Annotated in this window: 21 protein-coding genes and 1 pseudogene; 19 read left to right on the top strand and 3 right to left on the bottom strand. The window is 24.7% G+C overall.

Translation table 4 applies throughout. The annotated features are described in order from the left end of the window. The first annotated feature begins 35 nt into the window (after positions 1-35). Positions 36-1,439 (top strand): ISNCY family transposase, encoded by a 1,404-nt coding sequence (locus tag AAHM99_RS01600; protein ID WP_342275037.1) that lies wholly within the window; start codon positions 36-38, stop codon positions 1,437-1,439. 47 nt (positions 1,440-1,486) lie between these two features. On the opposite strand, the gene AAHM99_RS01595 is transcribed toward AAHM99_RS01600, so the two are convergent. Continuing rightward, positions 1,487-2,839: a hypothetical protein gene (locus AAHM99_RS01595; RefSeq protein WP_342275036.1), complete on the bottom strand. Its 1,353-nt coding sequence runs from the start codon at positions 2,837-2,839 to the stop codon at positions 1,487-1,489. A gap of 154 nt (positions 2,840-2,993) precedes the next feature. On the opposite strand from AAHM99_RS01595, the gene AAHM99_RS01590 reads away from it, so the two are divergent. The 4 genes from AAHM99_RS01590 to AAHM99_RS01575 all read left to right on the top strand — a co-directional run bounded on the left by AAHM99_RS01590 (position 2,994) and on the right by AAHM99_RS01575 (position 8,852). Next, positions 2,994-3,725: a hypothetical protein gene (locus AAHM99_RS01590; protein ID WP_342275035.1), complete on the top strand. Its 732-nt coding sequence runs from the start codon at positions 2,994-2,996 to the stop codon at positions 3,723-3,725. Between the two features lie 39 nt (positions 3,726-3,764). Then, positions 3,765-6,038: a hypothetical protein gene (locus AAHM99_RS01585; protein WP_342275034.1), complete on the top strand. Its 2,274-nt coding sequence runs from the start codon at positions 3,765-3,767 to the stop codon at positions 6,036-6,038. 179 nt (positions 6,039-6,217) lie between these two features. Next, positions 6,218-6,994: a hypothetical protein gene (locus tag AAHM99_RS01580; protein ID WP_342275033.1), complete on the top strand. Its 777-nt coding sequence runs from the start codon at positions 6,218-6,220 to the stop codon at positions 6,992-6,994. 454 nt (positions 6,995-7,448) lie between these two features. Further along, positions 7,449-8,852: an ISNCY family transposase gene (locus tag AAHM99_RS01575; RefSeq protein WP_342275032.1), complete on the top strand. Its 1,404-nt coding sequence runs from the start codon at positions 7,449-7,451 to the stop codon at positions 8,850-8,852. Positions 8,853-8,988: 136 nt separating this feature from the next. Here AAHM99_RS01575 and AAHM99_RS05620 read toward each other — a convergent pair. Further along, positions 8,989-10,341: pseudogene (locus tag AAHM99_RS05620) on the bottom strand (transposase family protein). Positions 10,342-10,505: 164 nt separating this feature from the next. On the opposite strand from AAHM99_RS05620, the gene AAHM99_RS01560 reads away from it, so the two are divergent. The 5 genes from AAHM99_RS01560 to mtnN all read left to right on the top strand — a co-directional run bounded on the left by AAHM99_RS01560 (position 10,506) and on the right by mtnN (position 15,349). Then, positions 10,506-10,748 (top strand): hypothetical protein, encoded by a 243-nt coding sequence (locus AAHM99_RS01560; protein WP_342275029.1) that lies wholly within the window; start codon positions 10,506-10,508, stop codon positions 10,746-10,748. 189 nt (positions 10,749-10,937) lie between these two features. After that, a complete protein-coding gene (locus tag AAHM99_RS01555; RefSeq protein ID WP_342275028.1) occupies positions 10,938-12,659 on the top strand; it encodes a hypothetical protein in 1,722 nt (573 codons plus the stop codon). 71 nt (positions 12,660-12,730) lie between these two features. Beyond that, positions 12,731-13,588, top strand: a complete 858-nt coding sequence (locus AAHM99_RS01550) for an HAD family hydrolase (protein WP_342275027.1) — start codon at positions 12,731-12,733, stop codon at positions 13,586-13,588. A gap of 4 nt (positions 13,589-13,592) precedes the next feature. Beyond that, positions 13,593-14,693, top strand: coding sequence for a nicotinate-nucleotide adenylyltransferase (locus tag AAHM99_RS01545; RefSeq protein WP_342275026.1), 1,101 nt, complete (start codon positions 13,593-13,595; stop codon positions 14,691-14,693). Then, entirely contained in the window at positions 14,693-15,349 is a 657-nt protein-coding gene (gene mtnN / locus AAHM99_RS01540) for a 5'-methylthioadenosine/S-adenosylhomocysteine nucleosidase (protein WP_342275025.1), read from the top strand. The genes AAHM99_RS01545 and mtnN overlap by 1 nt, the downstream gene beginning before the upstream one ends. 199 nt (positions 15,350-15,548) lie before the next feature. Here the strand turns inward: mtnN and AAHM99_RS01535 are convergent, their stop codons facing one another. Then, positions 15,549-15,857, bottom strand: a complete 309-nt coding sequence (locus AAHM99_RS01535; RefSeq protein ID WP_342275024.1) for a winged helix-turn-helix transcriptional regulator — start codon at positions 15,855-15,857, stop codon at positions 15,549-15,551. Positions 15,858-15,953: 96 nt separating this feature from the next. On the opposite strand from AAHM99_RS01535, the gene AAHM99_RS01530 reads away from it, so the two are divergent. The 9 genes from AAHM99_RS01530 (at position 15,954) to AAHM99_RS01490 (ending at position 22,434) form a co-directional block, all read left to right on the top strand. After that, positions 15,954-16,199, top strand: coding sequence for a hypothetical protein (locus tag AAHM99_RS01530; RefSeq protein ID WP_342275023.1), 246 nt, complete (start codon positions 15,954-15,956; stop codon positions 16,197-16,199). A 151-nt stretch (positions 16,200-16,350) separates the two neighbouring features. Continuing rightward, positions 16,351-16,647, top strand: coding sequence for a transposase (locus AAHM99_RS01525; protein ID WP_342274802.1), 297 nt, complete (start codon positions 16,351-16,353; stop codon positions 16,645-16,647). 278 nt (positions 16,648-16,925) lie between these two features. After that, positions 16,926-17,489 (top strand): DDE-type integrase/transposase/recombinase, encoded by a 564-nt coding sequence (locus AAHM99_RS01520; RefSeq protein WP_342274793.1) that lies wholly within the window; start codon positions 16,926-16,928, stop codon positions 17,487-17,489. Positions 17,490-17,602: 113 nt separating this feature from the next. Further along, positions 17,603-18,397 (top strand): HAD-IIB family hydrolase, encoded by a 795-nt coding sequence (locus AAHM99_RS01515; protein ID WP_342275022.1) that lies wholly within the window; start codon positions 17,603-17,605, stop codon positions 18,395-18,397. 279 nt (positions 18,398-18,676) lie between these two features. Next, positions 18,677-19,450, top strand: coding sequence for a hypothetical protein (locus AAHM99_RS01510; RefSeq protein ID WP_342275021.1), 774 nt, complete (start codon positions 18,677-18,679; stop codon positions 19,448-19,450). A 37-nt stretch (positions 19,451-19,487) separates the two neighbouring features. Next, on the top strand, positions 19,488-19,616 hold the full coding sequence (locus AAHM99_RS01505) for a hypothetical protein (RefSeq protein ID WP_339030533.1): 129 nt from the start codon (positions 19,488-19,490) through the stop codon (positions 19,614-19,616). Between the two features lie 400 nt (positions 19,617-20,016). After that, complete coding sequence (locus AAHM99_RS01500) at positions 20,017-20,754, top strand: class I SAM-dependent methyltransferase (protein WP_342275020.1); 738 nt, start codon at positions 20,017-20,019, stop codon at positions 20,752-20,754. 22 nt (positions 20,755-20,776) lie between these two features. After that, positions 20,777-21,631: an ROK family protein gene (locus AAHM99_RS01495; RefSeq protein WP_342275019.1), complete on the top strand. Its 855-nt coding sequence runs from the start codon at positions 20,777-20,779 to the stop codon at positions 21,629-21,631. Positions 21,632-22,137: 506 nt separating this feature from the next. Continuing rightward, complete coding sequence (locus AAHM99_RS01490; RefSeq protein ID WP_342275018.1) at positions 22,138-22,434, top strand: hypothetical protein; 297 nt, start codon at positions 22,138-22,140, stop codon at positions 22,432-22,434. Positions 22,435-22,566: the final 132 nt, after the last annotated feature.

Here is a 22,566-nt window from a genome sequence, read left to right as displayed (position 1 = left end):
CTCCAATTACAATTAAGTATTAGAGGTAACAAATTATGAAATTAAAAAGGAAATTAAGTTATATGGAGAATTTAAAATATAAAACAATTAAAAAAGTTATTTCTGGGGAAATAACAAAAATGAGAGCAGAGCAAATTCTTAACTGCACACGAAGAACAATTAATAGAAATATTAAAAGATTATCAAATGAAGGTATATCTGCATTTATACATAAAAACTGAGGTAAATTATCAAATAGATCTACACCCTATGAAATTGAACAAAAAATATTAAATTTGAGAAATGAAAAATATCATGACTATAATCTAGTTCATTTCAAAGAATCCTTAGAAGAATATGAAGATTTAAAAGTTAGTTACACTTACTTAAGAGATTTATTATTTAAAAATGAGGTTTACTCCCCTTATATGCACAGATCAACTAGAAAAGAATTAATTAGACAATTAAGACAAAAGTCCTTAGAAAATAAATTAACAAATAAGGAACAAGAGTTTTTTAAAGATAAGATTATTAGTTTAGAAGAATGTAGACCCATGCAAAATAGAAAGGAATATTTTGGAGAAAGAATTCAAACAGACGCATGTAGCCATAATTGAGTAACCAATGAAAAATGATCGCTACATGCTTTCATTGATGACTCAACAGGAAAAGTATTAGCAGGTTATTTTGATTATCAAGAAACATTATTTGGATATTATACAGCTACAAAACAAATGTTTCTAAATTATGGAACTCCTGAGGAAATACTTACAGATAAAAGAACAGTATTTTATTATAAGACAAAAGAAAAAGAGTCTACTGAAACAGACTCTAATATACAGTATGCCTTTACGTGTCAACAACTTGGAATTAAGCTAACAAGTACTAGTTGCGCGCAAACCAAAGGCAAGATTGAACGTCTTTGAGGTTCTTTTCAAAAACGACTTCCCCAAGAACTAAGACAATTCAATATCAAAACTATTGAGCAGGCCAATGATTACTTAATTAATGTTTTCATACCTAATTTTAATCACAAGTTCTCTACTCAAATTGATAATAACAAAAATAAAATGAAAATTTGAAATAAAAATACGGATATTAATTTTGTTTTAGCTAGAAGAGAAGAAAGACAAGTTCATAAAGGTGGAATAATTAAATATAAAACAAAAACATATTTAACATATGATGGATACGATATAACAACTTTTGCAAGTAAAACAAAATTACTAATAACTGAAACATATGATAATGAGCTCTATGCAAATTATACAGATAAGTTCTATAGATTAGTGGAAGTCAAAACTAAAAATACACCAGTTGGTCAGGTTAATGAAGTTAAAAAAACTGAGTCTAAAATTAAAAAACCTAGTGTTCCATCTAATCACTTTAGATATACAAATTATATTTACTTTTCTAAAACATGAAAGGAACAATATAAAAATCGTAGATTTACAGTTTAATAAATCTACGATTTTGAGACATTTTCATTTGTTATTGACAGATTTATCTAATAAATAGATCTTGTATTTTTTCTTTTTCTATCAAAAAAATATCAGTTAGTTGCTTTTCAAGGAGATTCAATTTTGGGTACTTTAGTAGTTTCAAATTCTTCATTAGATAGTGTTTTAGCATTTCCATGTAAACGTTCGTCTTCAACTTGAGTAAGATTGTAAATGTCATTTCCAATTAGCGCATAATACTTTTTATTTATAGTTTCCATAACCATTACTTTTAACTTTGGTTTAAAGTAAATTGGAGTAAAGCCTTTACAAATAAATCACTTAGTTTTTTTAAAACTAATACTATGACCATTATCAATAATTCTTTCACTTCGATAAGAGAAAACAATATCTTCATCTTGATCAAATTTTCTAGTTACTGATTCTAATTGGTCTAAAGGGATTGAAAAGTCTTGATTGTATTCCTGAATAAGACGGGGTAAATAATTATTTAACTGCTCAATATTTTTTAAATCTAAGAGTCTAATTATTTGAGGTCATCTTCTTTGTAATGTTCCAAAAGTTCTTTCAACTAATGCTTTTTCTTGGGGGATTGATGTTGTTTTTGTATTTACTCCTAAAGAGTGAAAAATAAATTGTAATTGTGTATTTGAAACACTATCGCCAAAATGGTCACGATTATTTTTACTACTAAAAACATTGCGATTATCACTAACATTTAGTTTTGGTAAACCATAATGTTTAAAGGCTTTTTTATAGATATTATAATAACTTTCAGTAGTTTCTTGTTCGCTGAAATAACCTGCCAAAATCCTTTTACTAGCTTTATCAATTACAATATGCAAATGGCATTTTAAGTTCTTAATTCATTGATGATTTGAAGCATCAGTTTCATAGATTTCTCCAAACTTTACAATTTTCTTTTGCGTAGGATGGGGTTTGCTTGTTATAATTGATTTTGAAAGATACTCGCTTGTTAAATTTTCTTGGTTTGCTGCCTTTAAATTTTTACGAATATCTTTTTTTGTTTTTCTGTTAAGAGTATCAATTAAAATATTTTCTTCTATTAATATGTGTCTAATTGCAGAATAGCTTATTTTGCTTTTTCAATTTCTTTCTCAATAATGTTTAATACTAAAGTCATAATATTTAGTTTGAAATAATTCAATTATTTCATCTTTAAATAACTGTGAAATTTTATTTATAGGTATTTTATTGGTATTTTTATGAATAAAAGCTTTTGCTCCAATCTCTTGATATTCTTTAAGTTTTCTTCTTGTGTGTCTAACACTATAACCTAATTTATAGGCTGTATTTTTAATAGATTCTTTTCTTAAAGATAAGTCTTTAATTAATCTTAGTTGTTCTTGTTTCATGGTATTTAATATTAGTCCTTTCATAAAACCTCCATTTATTGATTATAAAGGAGGACAAAGTCGCTTGTTAATATGTAGGGACATAATCGCTTATTACTCATAACAAGGAAGTAATTTTTTCTTTTTTCTTAAATTAAAAGAGAGATTTTCCTTTAAAATAATATTATGGAGTAAAAATATGAAAAAAATTAGTGAGTTTTTAATAAAATTAAAGCCATATAAAAGACTATATAAAATGTTTTGAATGATATTAACAATTACGAGTTTGTTAGTTTTTCAAATTTTTATGTTGTCGCTTTCATATGTTGTTCCACATGCCAATGGGGGATTTCATTATTGATTTAAGGGATTACATTCATTGCTTGGTGAGTCAAGACATGAACCTAATTCAAGTCAAGGTTTTATCTTTGCAGCAACAATAATTGGCTATATTCCAATTATTCCAATTATTCCATTTTTATATTTCACATTTACCAATTGGTTAATTCAAGAGAAACTAAGTGATAAGTTTATTGATGTTCCAAAAAGTAAATATTTATATTGATCAACTTTTATTCATTTTTCAGCAATAGCATTAGTTTTTTTAATAATTCCAGGACTTTTAACTTATCTTGGTGGAGGAGGAATTCTTCCTCATCAAGCCTTTATAGCTGTGGAAAATACTTTTAGTGACAATGTTGGTGAAAGAATAGCTGCAATAAGTGGAATTTTATATTATAGTGTTGGTTGTCTATTTGCCACAATTATAATTTTTTGAGTAATATGAATGATGCTTTCTTGAGTTGGTAAACAATTTCAAAAACTTATTGATATGTTTAATAATTGAAGGTATTCAAGAAAAGAAATGAAACGTGAATTGAAACTTCAAAAATTAGAAGCAAAAGCAAACAAGAAGAAAAAACAAGAATAAGAAGAGTATAATAAAATAAAATTGAAAGGAAGTTAAGTTATGAAAAAGTTATGTTCAATTTTAGGTTCATTAAGTTTGGCTGTATTTTCATCTGCAAGTGTTGTTGCTTGTAAGGGTGGTCTTGATCTTAGTTTAAATTACACTGATGAAGAAAAAATTATGTCTATTTATAACTTGACAACCAAAGATTTAGTTAAAAATGGTGTTAAAATAAAAACTTTAGTATCTCCTGAAGATATTGATGCTGTTATTAAAGCACTAGAACTGAGTGAAATTGTTAATGAAAATCCTAATGGAAGCTTATTAAAAAGCAGTTTGGGTGTTTTTATTATGTCAAATCAATTATTAAATGAAATATCTTCAAAAGTTCCTGGATATGGATGAATTTCAAATAAATTAACTTGACAATCACAATGGTCAATAAAAGATTTAATGGCAAGAGAGGATTTGTCATTATTTAATAATGTAAGTGGATGAATGTACAAGGGAAAAGAAGAAGATGATTCAAAATGGTCTTTATCTGTGACATTCTTAAATGAAGATAAAACTGGTTGAAATGGTGTTGAACCTGCTAAATATGCAAGAATTAATATAAATAGAAAACTTGTTGCAGATGATTTTGGAACAGTTAATCGTGATTTTTCAAACAAGAATGTAGTATATGGTGGTAATATTGCTAATGCTCAAGATAGTTTTTTAAATCCCAATAATCCTGATTTAGGTGTAATTTATCAAGGTTATGCTAATTCGTCTAAATTAATTGACTTAGAAAAAATTTTAAGTGATGATATTGGAACAATTCCAATTGGCTTTTTTAATTATTCACCTAGTGCAACTGATTTTGTGAATAATAAAATAATTTTATTAGATTTTGTAAATAAAGTTTTACAAGCAAGTAAAAAGGAAATTGAAGAGAGTTTAAATGATTATCTTTTAAATAACCCAATTTACTTGGGAGAGGGTTTAGCTGTTGAAGAAATTAATAATATTATAAAAAATCAAATATATATTATTTTAATGACTAATTCAATTGATAGAGAAAATTTAAGAGATAAAGAAGGAAAACCATTATTTGTTGATGAAGCAGAACAAGCAGAATCTTTAATTATAGTTAAATCAATGATAAATAAACTTAAAAAATTATGTGAACAAATGTTATTATCTTATAATACAAAATCTAATTCACAAAATATTGAAAAATTAATTAATATGTTAAACACAATTCAAAATGAAGATGGTAGGTTTAAAACAGTTAATAAAAATGATTTTAAAGAAACTCTAAAATTAGTAATTGAGAACTCAAGAGATGAAAATAATCCTAATTCATATCAAAAAGCCTTTTATAATGGAGAAATAAATGCAACTTTATTTAAAGTTGCAGATCAAAGTAATGAACAAAAACCTCTAACATTAATCACTGATTATTTGGATTTTGGTTTCAATGATCAATACAAATTTAAAGTTCAATATTGAGGTAATTCAACACCAATTAGCGGGGGAGAAGATCAATGATATTCTCCTGATGATCAAAGAAATAAGGATGAATATATTGCAGATAAAGGTTTTAGAAATATATTCTTAAGTCATAGATTTGACAATTCAAAAACTTCAAAAGATAGAGCTCAATTACTAAAAAAATATGATGAAAAAGTAGGGATAACTTATGATATTTTTGACTTTGATGAATCTATTGCAAATCCAACTGATGAACAAATAGAAGTAAAAATGCTAGAAAAATTAAGAGAAGCTATTAAATTAGATCCAGAAGCTTCAATTGAAAATGTAACAGCAGATTCATGAAGAATTTATCATTTAATGGCGTTAATAAATAGTAAGGCAAATGAAAAAATAAAGTCTTTATTTTCATATGATAAGAATAATAAAATAGGAATTCATGAGGGCAATATCTCACTTGATTATTGAAATAAAACACCAGGTGATTATGCTAAAGCTGATGATGATATTGCTTTTGCAGAACTGATTAAAGAAAATGAAGTGCCTCTTATTGTTACTGATCAAAAGTACAATAGTAGCAATACTAATAGAGAAGATATTTATAATTCGGGAGTAGAGTCTATTTGAACAAATAAATTGGAATTAAACATTTATGCAGGAAAAACAAATATTTATGGAAAAAGATATGATCAAGATATAAGTGATATAAATAATTGGTGGACTGATAAAGATAGAATATATTGAAGTTTTAATTCACTAGTTTCAATGCCAAATCAATATAAAAGTAAATTAATAGAATATTGACAAAAACATGTTTCAAATAATCCAAAAAATCCAGATTATAAGCCTTCTTTATAGTGAAAAGTAGCAGTAAAAGTAAGAAATTAACTACTTAATTAGTTATTAGTTAATTTAAAAAATAATGTAATAATACTAGTAATTAATTGCATTATTGTTTATAATATATAACTTTAAATAAGAAGTAATATTATGTTATAATAAATATATAGAATTTTAAAATAAGTGGGGGTTAAAAAATGTATATTATAAATTATATTGACGGAAATTATTGTGTAATTAATACTCTCTCAAATTTATTAGTTGCTAAATTCATTAAATTAGAAGATGCAACAAATTTCATTCAAGCAGCAAATACTATCAATTTTGGTTTTCCAAATAATATGAATAAATTCTCTAACACGGCACCTCAAAATGTACCTGTTTCTAGAAATAATACTCGTATAAAAAGAACTTATGATTGTTGCTCTCATGGAAAATGCCAACAAAATCATAATAAACCTGATGAAACAATGATAGCTGTTAAAAATATGAGTGAACAAAATAAAATATTGCAAAAAAAATTAAGAGATCTTAATAGTAAAATTAATTCAGTTATTGAAGAGAAAACAGCAATTTTAAATGAAAATGAAATTTTAAAATCAATTATTGTAAACTCTGATGATGATGATGATGAAATAATTGAAAAAGTAGAAGTAAAACAAGAATTTATTCCTCAACCTCCAATTATTGAAGAAGAATATGAAGAGGACGAAAACGAAGATGAAGATGAAGAATCTGAAGATGAAGAATCTGAAGATGAAGAATCTGAAGATGATGAAGACGAAGATGAAGAAAATGAATCAGAAGATGATGAAATAATTGAAAATAACACAGATAAAGATACTAAGGAAGTTGAACTAGAAACAGCAGAAAAAGTTTATTTAAATAGGGAAAACGTAGACACGCCCAAGTCTAAAAAAGAATTAAAGAAACTTAAAAAAGAGCAAAAAAAAGCTTTAAAAAAAGCAGACTAAAATTTACAAGATATTAATAAAACGAAAAAAAAGCACTTTAGGGAAGTGCTTTTTTTATATATTATTATTATTATTATTATTAATCATGCTTTCGCATATTATTGATTTGCTAATAATTAAAAAGATATGAATGAGTAATGAAAGGTCACATAAAAGGCTATGAAAACAAAGTGACCTAATCGAAAGAAAGGATGTTATATTGAATTAAAGAATGAATTTTTACAAACTATTGACAAATTTGTATTATCAAAATTTAATATTCATAGCCCTGTCCAAAGGACATAATAAATATATCAAAAAAAACTCTAAAAATCAATTTTTTTTAAAAAAACTTTAAAAAGTAATTGTAAATAACATATGATAATGTCTCAATGTATAACAAATAGAAATGTCCCAATATTTATATAAATATTGATATCCTCCAATTACAATTAAGTATTAGAGGTAACAAATTATGAAATCAAAAAGGAAATTAAGTTATATGGAGAATTTAAAATATAAAACAATTAAAAAAGTTATTTCTGGGGAAATAACAAAAATGAGAGCAGAGCAAATTCTTAACTGCACACGAAGAACAATTAATAGAAATATTAAAAGATTATCAAATGAAGGTATATCTGCATTTATACATAAAAACTGAGGTAAATTATCAAATAGATCTACACCCTATGAAATTGAACAAAAAATATTAAATTTGAGAAATGAAAAATATCATGACTATAATCTAGTTCATTTCAAAGAATCCTTAGAAGAATATGAATATTTAAAAGTTAGTTACACTTACTTAAGAGATTTATTATTTAAAAATGAGGTTTACTCCCCTTATATGCACAGATCAACTAGAAAAGAATTAATTAGACAATTAAGACAAAAGTCCTTAGAAAATAAATTAACAAATAAGGAACAAGAGTTTTTTAAAGATAAGATTATTAGTTTAGAAGAATGTAGACCCATGCAAAATAGAAAGGAATATTTTGGAGAAAGAATTCAAACAGACGCATGTAGCCATAATTGAGTAACCAATGAAAAATGATCGCTACATGCTTTCATTGATGACTCAACAGGAAAAGTATTAGCAGGTTATTTTGATTATCAAGAAACATTATTTGGATATTATACAGCTACAAAACAAATGTTTCTAAATTATGGAACTCCTGAGGAAATACTTACAGATAAAAGAACAGTATTTTATTATAAGACAAAAGAAAAAGAGTCTACTGAAACAGACTCTAATATACAGTATGCCTTTACGTGTCAACAACTTGGAATTAAGCTAACAAGTACTAGTTGCGCGCAAACCAAAGGCAAGATTGAACGTCTTTGAGGTTCTTTTCAAAAACGACTTCCCCAAGAACTAAGACAATTCAATATCAAAACTATTGAGCAGGCCAATGATTACTTAATTAATGTTTTCATACCTAATTTTAATCACAAGTTCTCTACTCAAATTGATAATAACAAAAATAAAATGAAAATTTGAAATAAAAATACGGATATTAATTTTGTTTTAGCTAGAAGAGAGGAAAGACAAGTTCATAAAGGTGGAATAATTAAATATAAAACAAAAACATATTTAACATATGATGGATACGATATAACAACTTTTGCAAGTAAAACAAAATTACTAATAACTGAAACATATGATAATGAGCTCTATGCAAATTATACAGATAAGTTCTATAGATTAGTGGAAGTCAAAACTAAAAATACACCAGTTGGTCAGGTTAATGAAGTTAAAAAAACTGAGTCTAAAATTAAAAAACCTAGTGTTCCATCTAATCACTTTAGATATACAAATTATATTTACTTTTCTAAAACATGAAAGGAACAATATAAAAATCGTAGATTTACAGTTTAATAAATCTACGATTTTGAGACATTTTCATTTGTTATTGACATTTTTTTTAAAAAAACTTTAAAAAGTAATATGTTTTTAAAATTTAAAAATATAAATGTAGATAATAAGCGATTATGTCCCAAAATACAAGATTTATCTAATAAATAGATCTTGTATTTTTTCTTTTTCTATCAAAAAAATATCAGTTAGTTGCTTTCCAAGGAGAGTCAATTTTGGGTACTTTAGTAGTTTCAAATTCTTCATTAGATAGTGTTTTAATATTTCCATGTAAGCGTTCATCTTCAACTTGAATAAGATTGTAAATGTCATTTCCAATTAATGCATAATGTTTTTTATTTATTGTTTCCATAATCATTACTCTTAATTTTGGTTTAAAGTAAATTGGAGTATAACCCTTACATATAAATCACTTATCTTTTTTAAAACTAATACTATGACCATTATCAATAATTCTTTCACTTCGATAAGAGAAAACAATATCTTCATCTTGATCAAACTTTCTAGTTACTGATTCTAATTGGTCTAAAGGTATTGAAAAATCTTGATTGTATTCTTGAATAAGATAGGGTAAATAATCATTTAACTGATCAATATTTTTTAAATCTAAGAGTCTAATTATTTGAGGTCATCTTCTTTGTAATGTTCCAAAAGTTCTTTCAACTAATGCTTTTTCTTGGGGAATTGAAGTTGTTTTTGTATTTACTCCTAAAGAGTGAAAAATAAATTGTAATTGTGTATTTGAAACACTATCACCAAAGTGATCACGATTATTTTTACTACTAAAAACATTTCGATTATCACTAACATTTAATTTTGGTAAACCATAATGTTTAAAGGCTTTTTTATAGATATTATAATAACTTTCAGTAGTTTCTTGTTCGCTGAAATAGCCTGCCAAAATTCTTTTACTAGCTTTATCAATTACAATATGCAAATGACATTTTAAATTTTTAATTCACTGATGATTTGAAGCATCAGTTTCAAATATCTCTCCAAATTTTACAATTTTCTTTTGCGTAGGATGGGGTTTGCTTGTTATAATTGATTTTGAAAGATACTCGCTTGTTAAATTTTCTTGGTTTCCGGCCTTTAAATTTTTACGAATATCTTTTTTTGTTTTTCTGTTAAGAGTCTCAATTAAAATATTTTATTCTATTAATATGTGCCTAATTGCAGAGTAACTTATTTTCTTTTTTCAAGTTAGTTCTCAATAATGTTTAATACTAAAGTCATAATACTTTGTTTGAAATAGTTCAATTATTTCATCTTTAAATAACTGTGAAATTTTATTTATAGGTATTTTATTTGTATTTTTATGAATAAAAGCTTTTGCTCCAATTTCTTGATATTCCTTAAGTTTTCTTCTTGTGTGTCTAACACTATAACCTAATTTAAAGGCTGTATTTTTAATAGAGTCTTTTCTTAAAGATAATTGTTTAATTAATCTTAGTTGTTCTTGTTTCATGGTATTTAATAGTAGTCCTTTCATAAAACCTCCATTTATTGATTATAAAGGAGGACAAAGTCGCTTGTTAATATGTAGGGACATAATCGCTTATTACTCATAAATATGTTTTTAAAATTTAAAAATATAAATAAAAATTGTATATTTTTTAAATATAATGTTTATATCTTAGAATTGAAGTGAAAAAAATGCAAAACTACATATGTGAAAATTGTAAAAAACCAGCATCTTACAAAAAAATTAATCAAGTAAATATATTAGTTTTTATTTGTAAAGATTGTATTATAACTGCATCAGGTGCTAAAATAGCAAATAGTAACTCTAAATGTAATGAGTGCAATAAGGATTCAAATTATATTGTAATCAATCAACTAAATAGATTAAAACAAATTTGCGAAGAATGTTTATTAAAACAATATCAAAAAATTTAATATTAAACTAAGGACTTAAAACTATTATTTTTTATTTTATTCTATATTAAATAAAAATAGGAGAAATATCTCTCAAATTTATTATTTAATTTATATGATTATTTTATTTTTAAAACAAGCGTCTAAATATGGGAGTAGAAAATAGCTTAAAAAAAGGTATAATAAAATTATGTTTTAATGAGGAAAAATATGAGAAAACATTTTAATAAAATAGCAGGTAATAATGGTTTTTTTGATTTTGAAGAGAAATTAAATTTTTTTGAGTATTTTGATATTAATAATAATGATTTAACGAATGCCTTTGATGTATTAAAAAAATATGAAAAAAATATGAAAAACTTAAGAAATATGATGGAAAATCAAATTATTGAAAGATTTAATTTTTATGTCAATAACTCTTTTAATAAAAAGGATAATAGTTTTGTTGAAAATAAAACAGAACAAGAAAAAAAACTCTCAAAGGCATTAGTAATTAGTGCTATTTTTTTAGCAGCTAGATTAATTTCTCAAGAATATATTACATTGAGTACCTCAAATGAATTTTTATATCAAGATGAAAATAATTCTGATAGCAGTTTTAATTTTAAAAATTATAAAAATAGCTTAAAGGGTTTTTATGAAACCCTAACAGCTTGAGGATTATATTTTACAGATGATTGTATTGAAAATTTAAGTATTTTATCAAGAATGGATGAGTATATTAAAAAAGATGTTTATTTAATGAAAAGATATAAAGATATTTTTTTATATCTTTGACTTTATACTCATGTTAAAAACTCTTGTGATTTAACTACATATAAAAATAATGCAAGTGAAATAAAGTCATTCTTTCCAAAGGTAACAGGAAATGCTTTAGCTCCTTTAAATTATGAATATATCTTTGATCAAGGAGAATATCCTGATGAAGCTGAAATAAGAAAAAATATTATTAATGACTTTAAAGCATGATCGCTTGAGGCATATGATAATGTAATTAATAATCAAATTAAAAAGTATTATAAGAGTGCAGATTTTTTAGAAAATCTTAATTTTGAAGAATATTTTAACTTAGTAGATTTACTAAAAAATATGTTTTTAAAAAGAAACTTTTATTCTCTTGGTGACATTCAAGCAAATATGGCGCAGGAAAGTTCAGATGCTGGTTCTATAAATTACTCAGATGAACAAATAGAATTAACAAGCAATTATTTAGTATTTAATAAAAATTCAGGAGAGTTTAATAATAAAAATATCGATGAATATTATAGTTTAATTTATAAGAAACCAATACTTTCTTTTTTAAATCAAAATAAAGCTAAAATTTTGATAAGTTATCCAGAGTTTTTATGAATGGCAAAGCATATGCAAAAGAGATATCATTTCTTTGATAGCAATATTTCAAACAAGCTTTTTTTGATGTTAAAAAAAGATTATTCTTTGATACTAAATCAACAATTAAAGAAAATTGAAAGAAGATTTAATAATATTAAAGTTTTTAATGCAAATGAACTTTTGATTTTTAAACCAAGTGATGATAAAGAACAAAATAATAACATTGCTAACAGTATTATTTATGACCCTTGATTAAACAAAATATTTGTTATATTAGTAAATTTCTTTCCTCCAGAAAATATTGATTGATTAAATGAAAAAAGAACAATTGATACTTTATCTGAAAATTCAAATTATGTTGCAAATATTTTTTCAGAACCTTTAAATTTCGTTTTAAAGGAATTGAAGAAAATAAAGAAACAATTAAAAAAATTGGAACTTAAATTTAGTGATGAAAAAACTGTTGAAGTAGAGGGGATTTTATTTGTCAATGACATTTTAAATGCTATTCCTAAAGTTGAAGTAAATGGAGTGAATGTTTATGTCAGTTCAATTTCTGCAATGGAACATTTTACAAATAGTTATATTTATAAAAAGTAACTTATTTTTAACACTAACAATGTGATTATTTTTGTTCAATGTTGTAAAATAAGTTTGGAGGATATAATATTATGAAATTACCTTATATTGGAAGTGACTTGGATGGAACTGTTGTTCAAAATAGTGACTTTAAAATATTGCAAAGCACAGCTAAAAACATCAATGAATACCAAAGCTTATCAAATAATAAGCTTTTTGTAGTAACTGGAAGATCTTTACAAAATATAAAATATTATATCAAGCAATTAAATATTAAACTGCCAGTTATTTGTTCTAATGGGGCTGTAATTGTAGATCCAATAACTTGAGAAGTTTATTATGAACAAGTTATGGAAAAAGAAATTATAATTGATTTATTAAAATATGCTATGGAAAATGATTTAGATGTATCTTTATATACACCAACTAGTGTTTGTTCATTATCAATTGCAGAAAGAATAAAAACCTATAAAAAGCTTTATGGTCATTATCCAAAAGATTGCCAACCTGACTTTATTTTATATGAAGATTATAATCAACTACTTGAAGATATTAACAATGATGTTCATAAAATTATTAGAGTAATGTATTCACTTGATTATGAAAAAGAAACACAAGTTGCTAATAAACTAAAAGAGTACTTAGAGTCAAAAAATTTGTATTATCCAACAACTATTATTCAATCAAGAATTTTAATTGATGCAATGCCAAAGGGGATAAATAAAGCCACAGGTGTTAAAAAATGAGCTGAAATAATGAAAGTGGATCTAAAAGATATAATTGTTATTGGAGATAACAACAATGATTTAGAAATGATAAGTGAAATGCCCTTTGGAATTGCTATGGGAAATGCCCATGATGAAGTTAAAAAGAAGGCTTGAAAAGTAATTGATAGAATTGAAAATAATGGTGTGGGTAAATTTCTAAAGGAATTAATTAGTAAAGGATAATAAGATGAAAAGAATTGCATTATTTGGGGGAAGTTTTGATCCAGTTCACAGTGATCACATAAATATAATCAAGAGCTGTAAAAAAAACTTAAACTTTGATGAAGTTTGAATAATGCCAGCTTATGTTAATCCTTTTAAAAAACTTTCAACTTCAAGTGTTACTCAAAGATTGGAAATGCTAAAAATAGCAACTCAAAATTTAAATTATGTAAAAATTGAAACTTATGAAATTTCAAAGCAAACTTCAAGTTTTACATATGATACAGTTAAATATTACAAAGCAAAATTTCCTAAAATGAAGTTTTCCTTTGTAATGGGCTCAGATCAATTAGATGACTTTGAAAAATGAGATAACTTTAAACAATTAATTGAAGAAATAGACTTTAAAGTCTTTTTACGAACAAAAGACTTTAATCAAATTATTGTTAAGAAGTATAATTTGGAAACTTTTGAATTTGAAAATAATTATCTAAGTTCAACAAAAATTAGAAATCTTGTTGATCTAAATTTACAAATTAAAGAAGTTAATGATTATGTTAACAATAATTTAATGTATTTATATGAAAGAGTTGAAAGTAAAATGGATGAAAAGAGGTATTTTCATTCACTTAATGTAGGTCAAATGGCTATGGAATTAGCACGCTTGAACAATTATGACTTAAATAAAGCTTTGATTGCTGGAACGCTTCACGATATAGCAAAAAGGTGAAGTAAAGATGAGATGAAAGCCTCTCTTTTAAAGTATAATAAGGCCTTATTAGAAGAACCAGAACCAACATGACATTCGTTTGTCGGAGCTTATCACTTAAAAAATGATTGGTTATTTAAAGATCAAGAAATTATTCAAGCAGTCTACAATCATACTGTAGGTTCAAAAGATATGACTATGCTTGATATAATAGTTTTTTGTGCAGATAAGATTTCATCAGAAAGAGATTATCCTGGAGTTGATAATTTGAGAGCCTTAGTAAAATCTGATTTATTAACTGGTTTTAAGCAATTGCTTAAAAACCAATATGAAGTAGCTATTAAGAAACACTCTAAAGATTCAATTGGAAGAAATTTAATTGAAGCTTATAATTTTTGAGTTAGGGAGAATAAATAATGAAAACCTATGCTATTTTGTTTGCAATGAAAGAAGAAGCTAAAAGTTTAATTGAACAACTTTCACCAAAATTAGTAAAAGATGAGCACTTTGAAATTTATCAAAAAGATAATATTTACATTGCAATATCTAAAATTGGATTAATTAATGCAGCAAGTTGCTTTACTTATATTAATCAAAAATTTACAATTGATTACTTTATTAATGCAGGTTTAGTAGGTACATTTTCTAAAAAATTAAAGTCTTTAGAGCCAATTGTAGTAAAAAAAGCATATTTAGGTAATGCTGATGCTAGGGGATTTGGCTATAAATTAGGTCAAATTCCAGGAATGGAGCAATATTACTGTTCAAGTGAAGAGCTTTTAAATTTATTTGAAGCTTTTCAACAAGTAGATATTTGTTCAAGTGATGTTTTTATTAACTCCCAAGAAAAAGTGGATGAAATCATTGCTCCAATTAGTGATTCTATAGCAATTTTTGATATGGAATGCTTTGGTTTTTATCAAGCAGCATATTTATTTAAAAAGCCAATAATTGCTTTAAAATTAGTAAGTGATCATATTGATAATGGTAGCAATGAGTTACAATTTAAAGATATTTTACAAAAAGGTAGTTTAAAGCTTAGTCAATTACTTTTAAATATTATAAAGAAATAAATATTATTGTAGATATAGATTATAATTTATTTGGAAGGAAGTGAGTAGTCATGGAATGTACAAAAGATTGCAAAGATTGTAATTGTAAATGTGAATTTGATGATAACTGTGCTAACTGTCAAATGTGTTCAACTGACACAAATCACGGTTAGTCAAAAAGACTAAAAAGACCTAAATATTTTTAGGTCTTTTTAATTCTTTAGTTACTATTGTTTAAATTTTTTACGCCTCATTCAGAAAGTGAATCTAATATTGGTTTTAAACTTAAACCTAAATCAGTTAAAGAATAGGTAACTTTTACTGGAGTAGTTTCTTCAACTTCACGACTAACTATTTGCATTTTTTCCAAATGTTTTAAAGTTTCAGTTAAAACTTTAGTAGTTACACCATTAATGTTTCTCTTTAATTCATTAAATCTTTTTTCAGTTGTTAATAGTTCTCTAATAATAAAAATAGTTCACTTATTTTTTAGAATAGATAAACTAAATTCAACAGGACATACTTGCATTTTTAATTATTCCTTTTTAAAGTAAGTTACTTTAAAGTGCCTACTTACATTGTTATTTAATAATAGTTATTATAACAAATAAGGGAGGTGAAAAAAATGGCATTAGACTTAAATAACTTAGTTGAAATTACTAAAGGTGATTTTGGTGAAATTGATAATCAATTGAAACAAGGAAAAACAGTTTTAGCAGCTTTACAAAAAGGTGAATTATTAACACAAGCATTAAATAAAGGTGAAATGAAAGATGGATTTGCAAAAATACAGTTCAAAGAAACAAAAGATAATTGTGGAACTTGTGGTTGTCAAAAACCTGCAGATACTTTAGTTTATCTTTGAAGATAATTATGAAACTTTAAATAAGCAATTACTTATGGACAGTAGTTTTGTATAAATAAACCAGAATATAACTTGTAGTGTAACCTTTTTTCGGACACATTTTAAAAATACTTTATATATTGATATAAAATATTTGTGAACGAAGAGAGGTTTTATTTTGACTAAGTATTCAATCAATCAAAAAATTGAATTAGTATTAAATTTTTACAAATCTAATTTGTTATTAGCACAGTATTCAAAAGCAGTAGGAATTGATAAATCAAGATTGAAAAACTGAATAAAAATTTATGACGAAAATGGAAGAAGTGGATTTAAAAAATCCTTTAAAGCCAATAATGAGGAGATTATAAATTTAAAAAGAGAGCTTAAAAAATCAAAAAGAGAGAGTGAAGACTTAAAATTAAGAGATGAAATGTTTAAAGAATTAAGAGAAATGATTGATAGAAAGAAGTAAATAAGTGAGAGTTAAATACATTTAAATCAAAAGTAGTTTATAACTTTACAATTAAATACCCAAATATTGCAATTAGAAGACTTTGTAGAATAATTGATTTAGCAAAAAGTACTTACTATGATTGATTATCAAAAGGTAAACCAAAAATTAAGGCAATTAATTGAGGTTTGGTTTTGAGAATTAATGATGTTTATAAAAATGAAGTTAAAATCTATGGTTCTAGAAGATTAATGAAGTATTTAGATCTAAATTGTAGTCATAAAAAAGTTTTGCGAATAATGAAGTTTTTAAAGTTAAAACCTAATAACTATAAAATACAAAAGAATAAATCAGTTACTCCAGAAAAAAATGGTAAGTATCCTAGATTATTTAAATATCAAACAGATTTGAAAAATTATGGAGATATTTTCTCTGTTGATATTACCGAGAAAATAATAGCAGGATGCAAACTATACACTTGCGCCTTTTATCATGTAAACACTAAAAAAGTTTATGGTTTGGTAACTAAAAATATTAAAGGTATGAAATTAGTATTAGAGTCATTTTTTAATATGGTTAATGAATTTGGAACATTTAAACCAAACTCAATTATTCACTCTGATAATGGCTCAGAATTTAAATCTTATCAATATCGCTTAGCTACAATGTGATTTGATTTTGGCTTAAGTATGTCTAGAATTGGTAGATCAACGGACAATGGATATATTGAAGGTTTTTGAAGTACTCTTAAAAGAGAAGCAATCAAGGAAGGTTATAAATACAATGTTGTAAATGAATATATTTATAATTTGAAAATGTATCAATATTTTTATAATAATAATAGAGTTAGTTATAAAATATAGGTGTCCGAAAAAAAGGAACAGTACAACCAGAATATAACTCATTAGAAAAGTTAAATTATGGTTTATTTTTTATTAAAATGTCTTAAAATAATAGAGAAAGGAATGATAAAAGGATGAAGTGATGAATTAGTGACTTGGATGGAACTCTTACATTAAAAGAAAATAATCATAAGATTTCTCTTGAAGATGAGAAATTTGTTAAGCAATGAACAAAATCGAATAAATTTGTAATTGCTACAGGTAGGGGTTTTTTAGAGTTGGATGAAATAATCAAAGAAAAGGGCTTTGATGTAGAATATCGAATAACTAATAATGGAGCTGCAATGTTTAAAAATAGTGAGTCTATTTATGAACTGTCAATTCCAATGAAAGAAAGAAAACAAATATTAGAAAATCTTAAAAAACTGCATAAGTTTTGTGGCATTAAAATATCAGATACAAAAAATACTAATATAATATCTGGAATTGACGAAGTAATTCCAAGATATAAAGAAACATTAGTACTTCCACATTGATTTAATGTAGAAGATCGATTTCAAGATTTTATGGAAGAAATTTTACAAAATGAAAAATCAAATAATATTTCATTATATGCACATGTTCCAGATTTTGATTTAATAACTGACTTATTTAAAAATGTAGAAGGTATTAAAATAGTTAAAACAGCGCCATTTGTATTAGAAATAATGCATGAAAATGTTTGTAAGCATTTAGGGATCAAATACTTACAAGATAAGTATAAAATTGACAGTAATGATATTGTTGTAAGTGGTGATGGTGACAATGATTTTGAAATGCTAAAGAGTTTTGAAAACTCATTTGTAATAAAATCAGCTACACCATTAGCGTTAAGTGCTGGTAAAACTAAAATTAGCTCAGTTAGTGAAATTGGTAAATATATTAAATAGATTAAATAAATGTGAATCTAGTTTAATTTATTTTGTAAACAAAAATGGTTTTCATTTTGTTTAAATGCTTAACAAAATAAATTTTATCCTCTAGAAGATTATTGAAATATTTATATTTGAATTGTAGTAATAAAAAAACTCTGAAATTAATAAAATTTTTAAGTTTAAAACCAATTAATTATAAATACTAAAAGTAAAAAATTAATCCACAAGAAAAGGAAATAAGTATTTTTAAAAATATAATAGATTTAATTTTAAAAAAGAGAGGGGGAGTAATAAATGGAAACAACTTTTAGAAATATTAAATTAATAAATATCGAAGAAGATATAAAATTATATAATTTATTGTTTGAGAAAACAAGTAGGAATAGGTCTTTCTCATTTAGACAACTTTCAAATGAAGAGATCATTTTTCCTTCATCTAATCTGGGTTTTGAAATTATATATAATAAAAATGGATATTGTAAAAGAGTTGAATATAAAATAACAAAAATGAATTGAGAAAATGAAGAAGATTTAAAGGCTTTTTTTGAGGATATTAAAGACATTTTGGAAAAATCTGTTCAAAATGTTCCAAAATTGGCAACTAGATTTGGTCGAGAGACAATACAAATTAAGGATTTACATTTTTATCAATGTGCAAATGAGCATCATATTGCAAGTGTCAATTCGCTTCTTTATTTTAATTTTTTAGAGAAAATAAAAAATAAAAAGGAATATTGCATACTAGATTTTGGGATTGATATTTTTATTCGATTAGCTGATACACAACATTTACCTAATGGAAATAAAAGAAATGCAGTTTTATTTTTAATTTCTTTTTTGCAAACAAGAAATATTTATCTTCTTTTTTCTTGAAATATTAACAAAGAATATTTAGATTCATGAGAGGAAATTGTTACAATTGCTGCAACACATTATTATCAGAAAAAAATTATAGATGAATTTGGGGAATTAATAGACTTTGAGCCAATTGGAGAAAAAATAGATTATGAAGAACTACACAGCTATATAAAAAAACATATATTATCTATTGCATATATAAAAATTTAGTATATATTTTTATATATAAGAGGGGGGAAGTTAGTAAATGATAGATGAAAAAGATTTAAAATTTGCAAAGTATGAGTTTGATAAAAATGAAAACTTAGAGTGTGTTGAAGAGGTTGCTAATAACCCAAAACTAAAATCAGTATTTGAGAATTTAAGTACTAGATAAATTAGGTTTTTATTTACTTTTTGGTAATTATTATTAAATACTAAATTATTAAGTTTCTAAATACAAGAACTAGTTAATGGCTCTTGTATTTTTATTTTTAAAAAGTATCCATATTAACACTTTTATGTGATAAAAATTGTTTTTTTAAATTATTTTTTAAAAAGATATTACATTATTCAAAGCTAAGAACACATTTAATTTTAAACATTGTGTAAGTATAATTTCCAATGGACAGGAAATATACTATAAATTGTCTAAATAGATTTTAATATTAACTTATTTAATTGTTCCTTTTTAGTTTTTCTGTTTTTTAAACTAGTCTTTATATCACCTTTTAATTATAAATATTACTTTTAATTAAATAATTTTAAAATATAATTAAAGAGATAAGAGGTACAAAATGGCAAATAACTATAAACAAATTAGTAGTTTAATATATGACTTTACCAAACCTCCAGGAACAAGCATTGATGGAGATTTAGAATTTTATAAGTCTCAACTTTTACCAATTCAGGGAAAGGTATTAGAAGCAGGAGTAGGTAATGGCAGATTATTTATTCCGCTTTTAAAATATAAAGTTGATATTGTTGGTATTGATAAGTCACAAGAAATGATCAATATTTGTCAAAAAAATTTAGAAAAAGAAAATTTAATAGGTGACTTAATCTGGAAAGATTTAGAAGAATATAAAGAACTTGAAACTTATGACTATATTATAGTTCCTAATGCAACTTTCAATTTACTTGAAACAAGAATTAAAGCTAAAAAAGTTTTAAAGAACTTTTATGACTCTTTAAAACACCAAGGGACAATTATTATTGACTTAATCCTGCCAATTGAGTTTAAAGCGGGAAGTAATCATGAATATAGTCACTATATTGATGATCAAACAATAGTTGTAAAAAATTTAAGTAAGGAAATTAATTGAATTGAACAATATAGCATTAATCAAATTGATTATTATATTAATGAGCAATTACAAGAAAGCCAAGAATTCAAATTATCTTGATATGGATGTGAAGAATTTTGTAATATATTAGCAAATATTGGTTTTAATGATGGAGTTTTTATTATAAACTATGGTAATAAAAGAAACTTAAATGTTAAAACAATAACATTTATTTTTAAAAAAGTTTAAAGAAAGAAAAAGGTAAGTAAGTATGAAGTTAGCAGTAGATATTGGTGGAACATCGATTAGGTTTGCTTTAATTGAAAATAATCAAATAATAAAAAAAGAAGTTATTGATACAGATGGCAATAACATGAAAAAAAACTTAGATGAGATTAAAGCAACAGTTGATAGTTGAAATGAACCAATTGATTTTATTGGTATTTGTTGCCCTGGACCTTTAAACTTAAAAAGAGGAACAATTTTAGTTACTTATAATTTACCTGATTGAAATAATAAATGTATTCTACAAGAATTTAAAGAATTATTTGAAATTGAAAATGTCAAAATAAACAATGATGGTAATGTAGCTGCTTTAGGTCAATTTAGCATAAGAAAGAATTTGCACTCACTTTTATACTTTACAATTTCAACTGGAATAGGTGCTGGTTTTATTAACCAAGGAGAAATATTTGAAGGTTTTAGTGGTGCTGCTTTAGAGATAGCCAATGCTTTACCAATATATAATAGTGAAAATTCAAATAGAAGTGGAATTGAATTTTTAGCAAGTGGTAAAAATATTTGCTTACAGTTAGCTAAATTAGGAGTAGAAGTTAATTCCTCAAAACAGGCTTTTGACTTATACAAAAAAGGTAATAATCAAATTGTCAATGAATTTTTTTCAATGATTGAAGAAAAATTAATAAGTTTAATATCTACTGCTATTTACTTTTTTAATCCAGAAATAATAGTATTTGGAGGAAGCGTGGCAATGTTTAATCAGGACTTTTTTGAATCAATATTTAAAAAAGTAATTGAGATTACAGCAGATATTGGCTATCAAACAAGATTTGAATTTGCTTTAGATTTAGATGATTCAACTCTATTAGGATGTTGTCAAATGTAGACAAATTAAGTTTTTTTAATTATAAACTCTTTAAGTAATTTAAGGAGAAAACATATAATATTTTTAGGAACAATTTTAATTTTAGCTTGGATATTAATTTTTACAATTATTGTTTGTAAAAGAGTAAAAAGTAGAAATATTTGAGAACTTTTATTAGCAACTATTGGTTTAGGATTTTTTTAGGATTTGTAATTGCATATTGTCATTATGAAATTTGAAAAATTACAAAAAATAAGCAAGATTGATTAAACAATTTAGCTATAAAAAGAGAAAACAATGAAAATGAACAAGAGATTTAAAAGTGTAGATTTATCTACACTTTTATTATAAATATCCATTTATTGATTATTAACAAAGACAAAGTCACTTGTTAATATGTAACGATATAATCGCTTATTACTCATAACTCATAAAAAAAGTATTGTAGTGTAACCTTTTTTCGGACACATTTTAAAAATACTTTATATATTGATATAAAATATTTGTGAACGAAGAGAGGTTTTATTTTGACTAAGTATTCAATAAATCAAAAAATTGAATTAGTATTAAATTTTTATAAATCCAATTTATTATTAACGCAGTATTCAAAAGCAGTAGGAATTGATAAATCAAGATTAAAAAACTGAATAAAAATTTATGATGAAAATGGAAGAAATGGATTTAAAAAGTCCTTTAAAGCCAATAATGAGGAGATTATAAATTTAAAAAAAGAGCTTAAAAAATCAAAAAGAGAGAGTGAAGATTTAAAATTAAGAGATGAAATGTTTAAAGAATTAAGAGAAATGATTGATAGAAAGAAGTAAATAAGTGAGAGTTAAACACATTTAAATCAAAAGTAGTTTATAACTTTACAATTAAATACCCAAATATTGCAATTAGAAGACTTTGCAGACTAATTGATCTAGCAAAAAGTACTTACTATGATTGAATATCAA

The organism is Spiroplasma endosymbiont of Cantharis lateralis, assembly GCF_964030855.1.
Taxonomy (GTDB): Bacteria; Bacillota_I; Bacilli_A; order Mycoplasmatales; family Mycoplasmataceae; genus Spiroplasma_A.
Note: the sequence above shows the minus strand (reverse complement) of the source record. Positions and strands in the feature narration are given on the sequence as shown.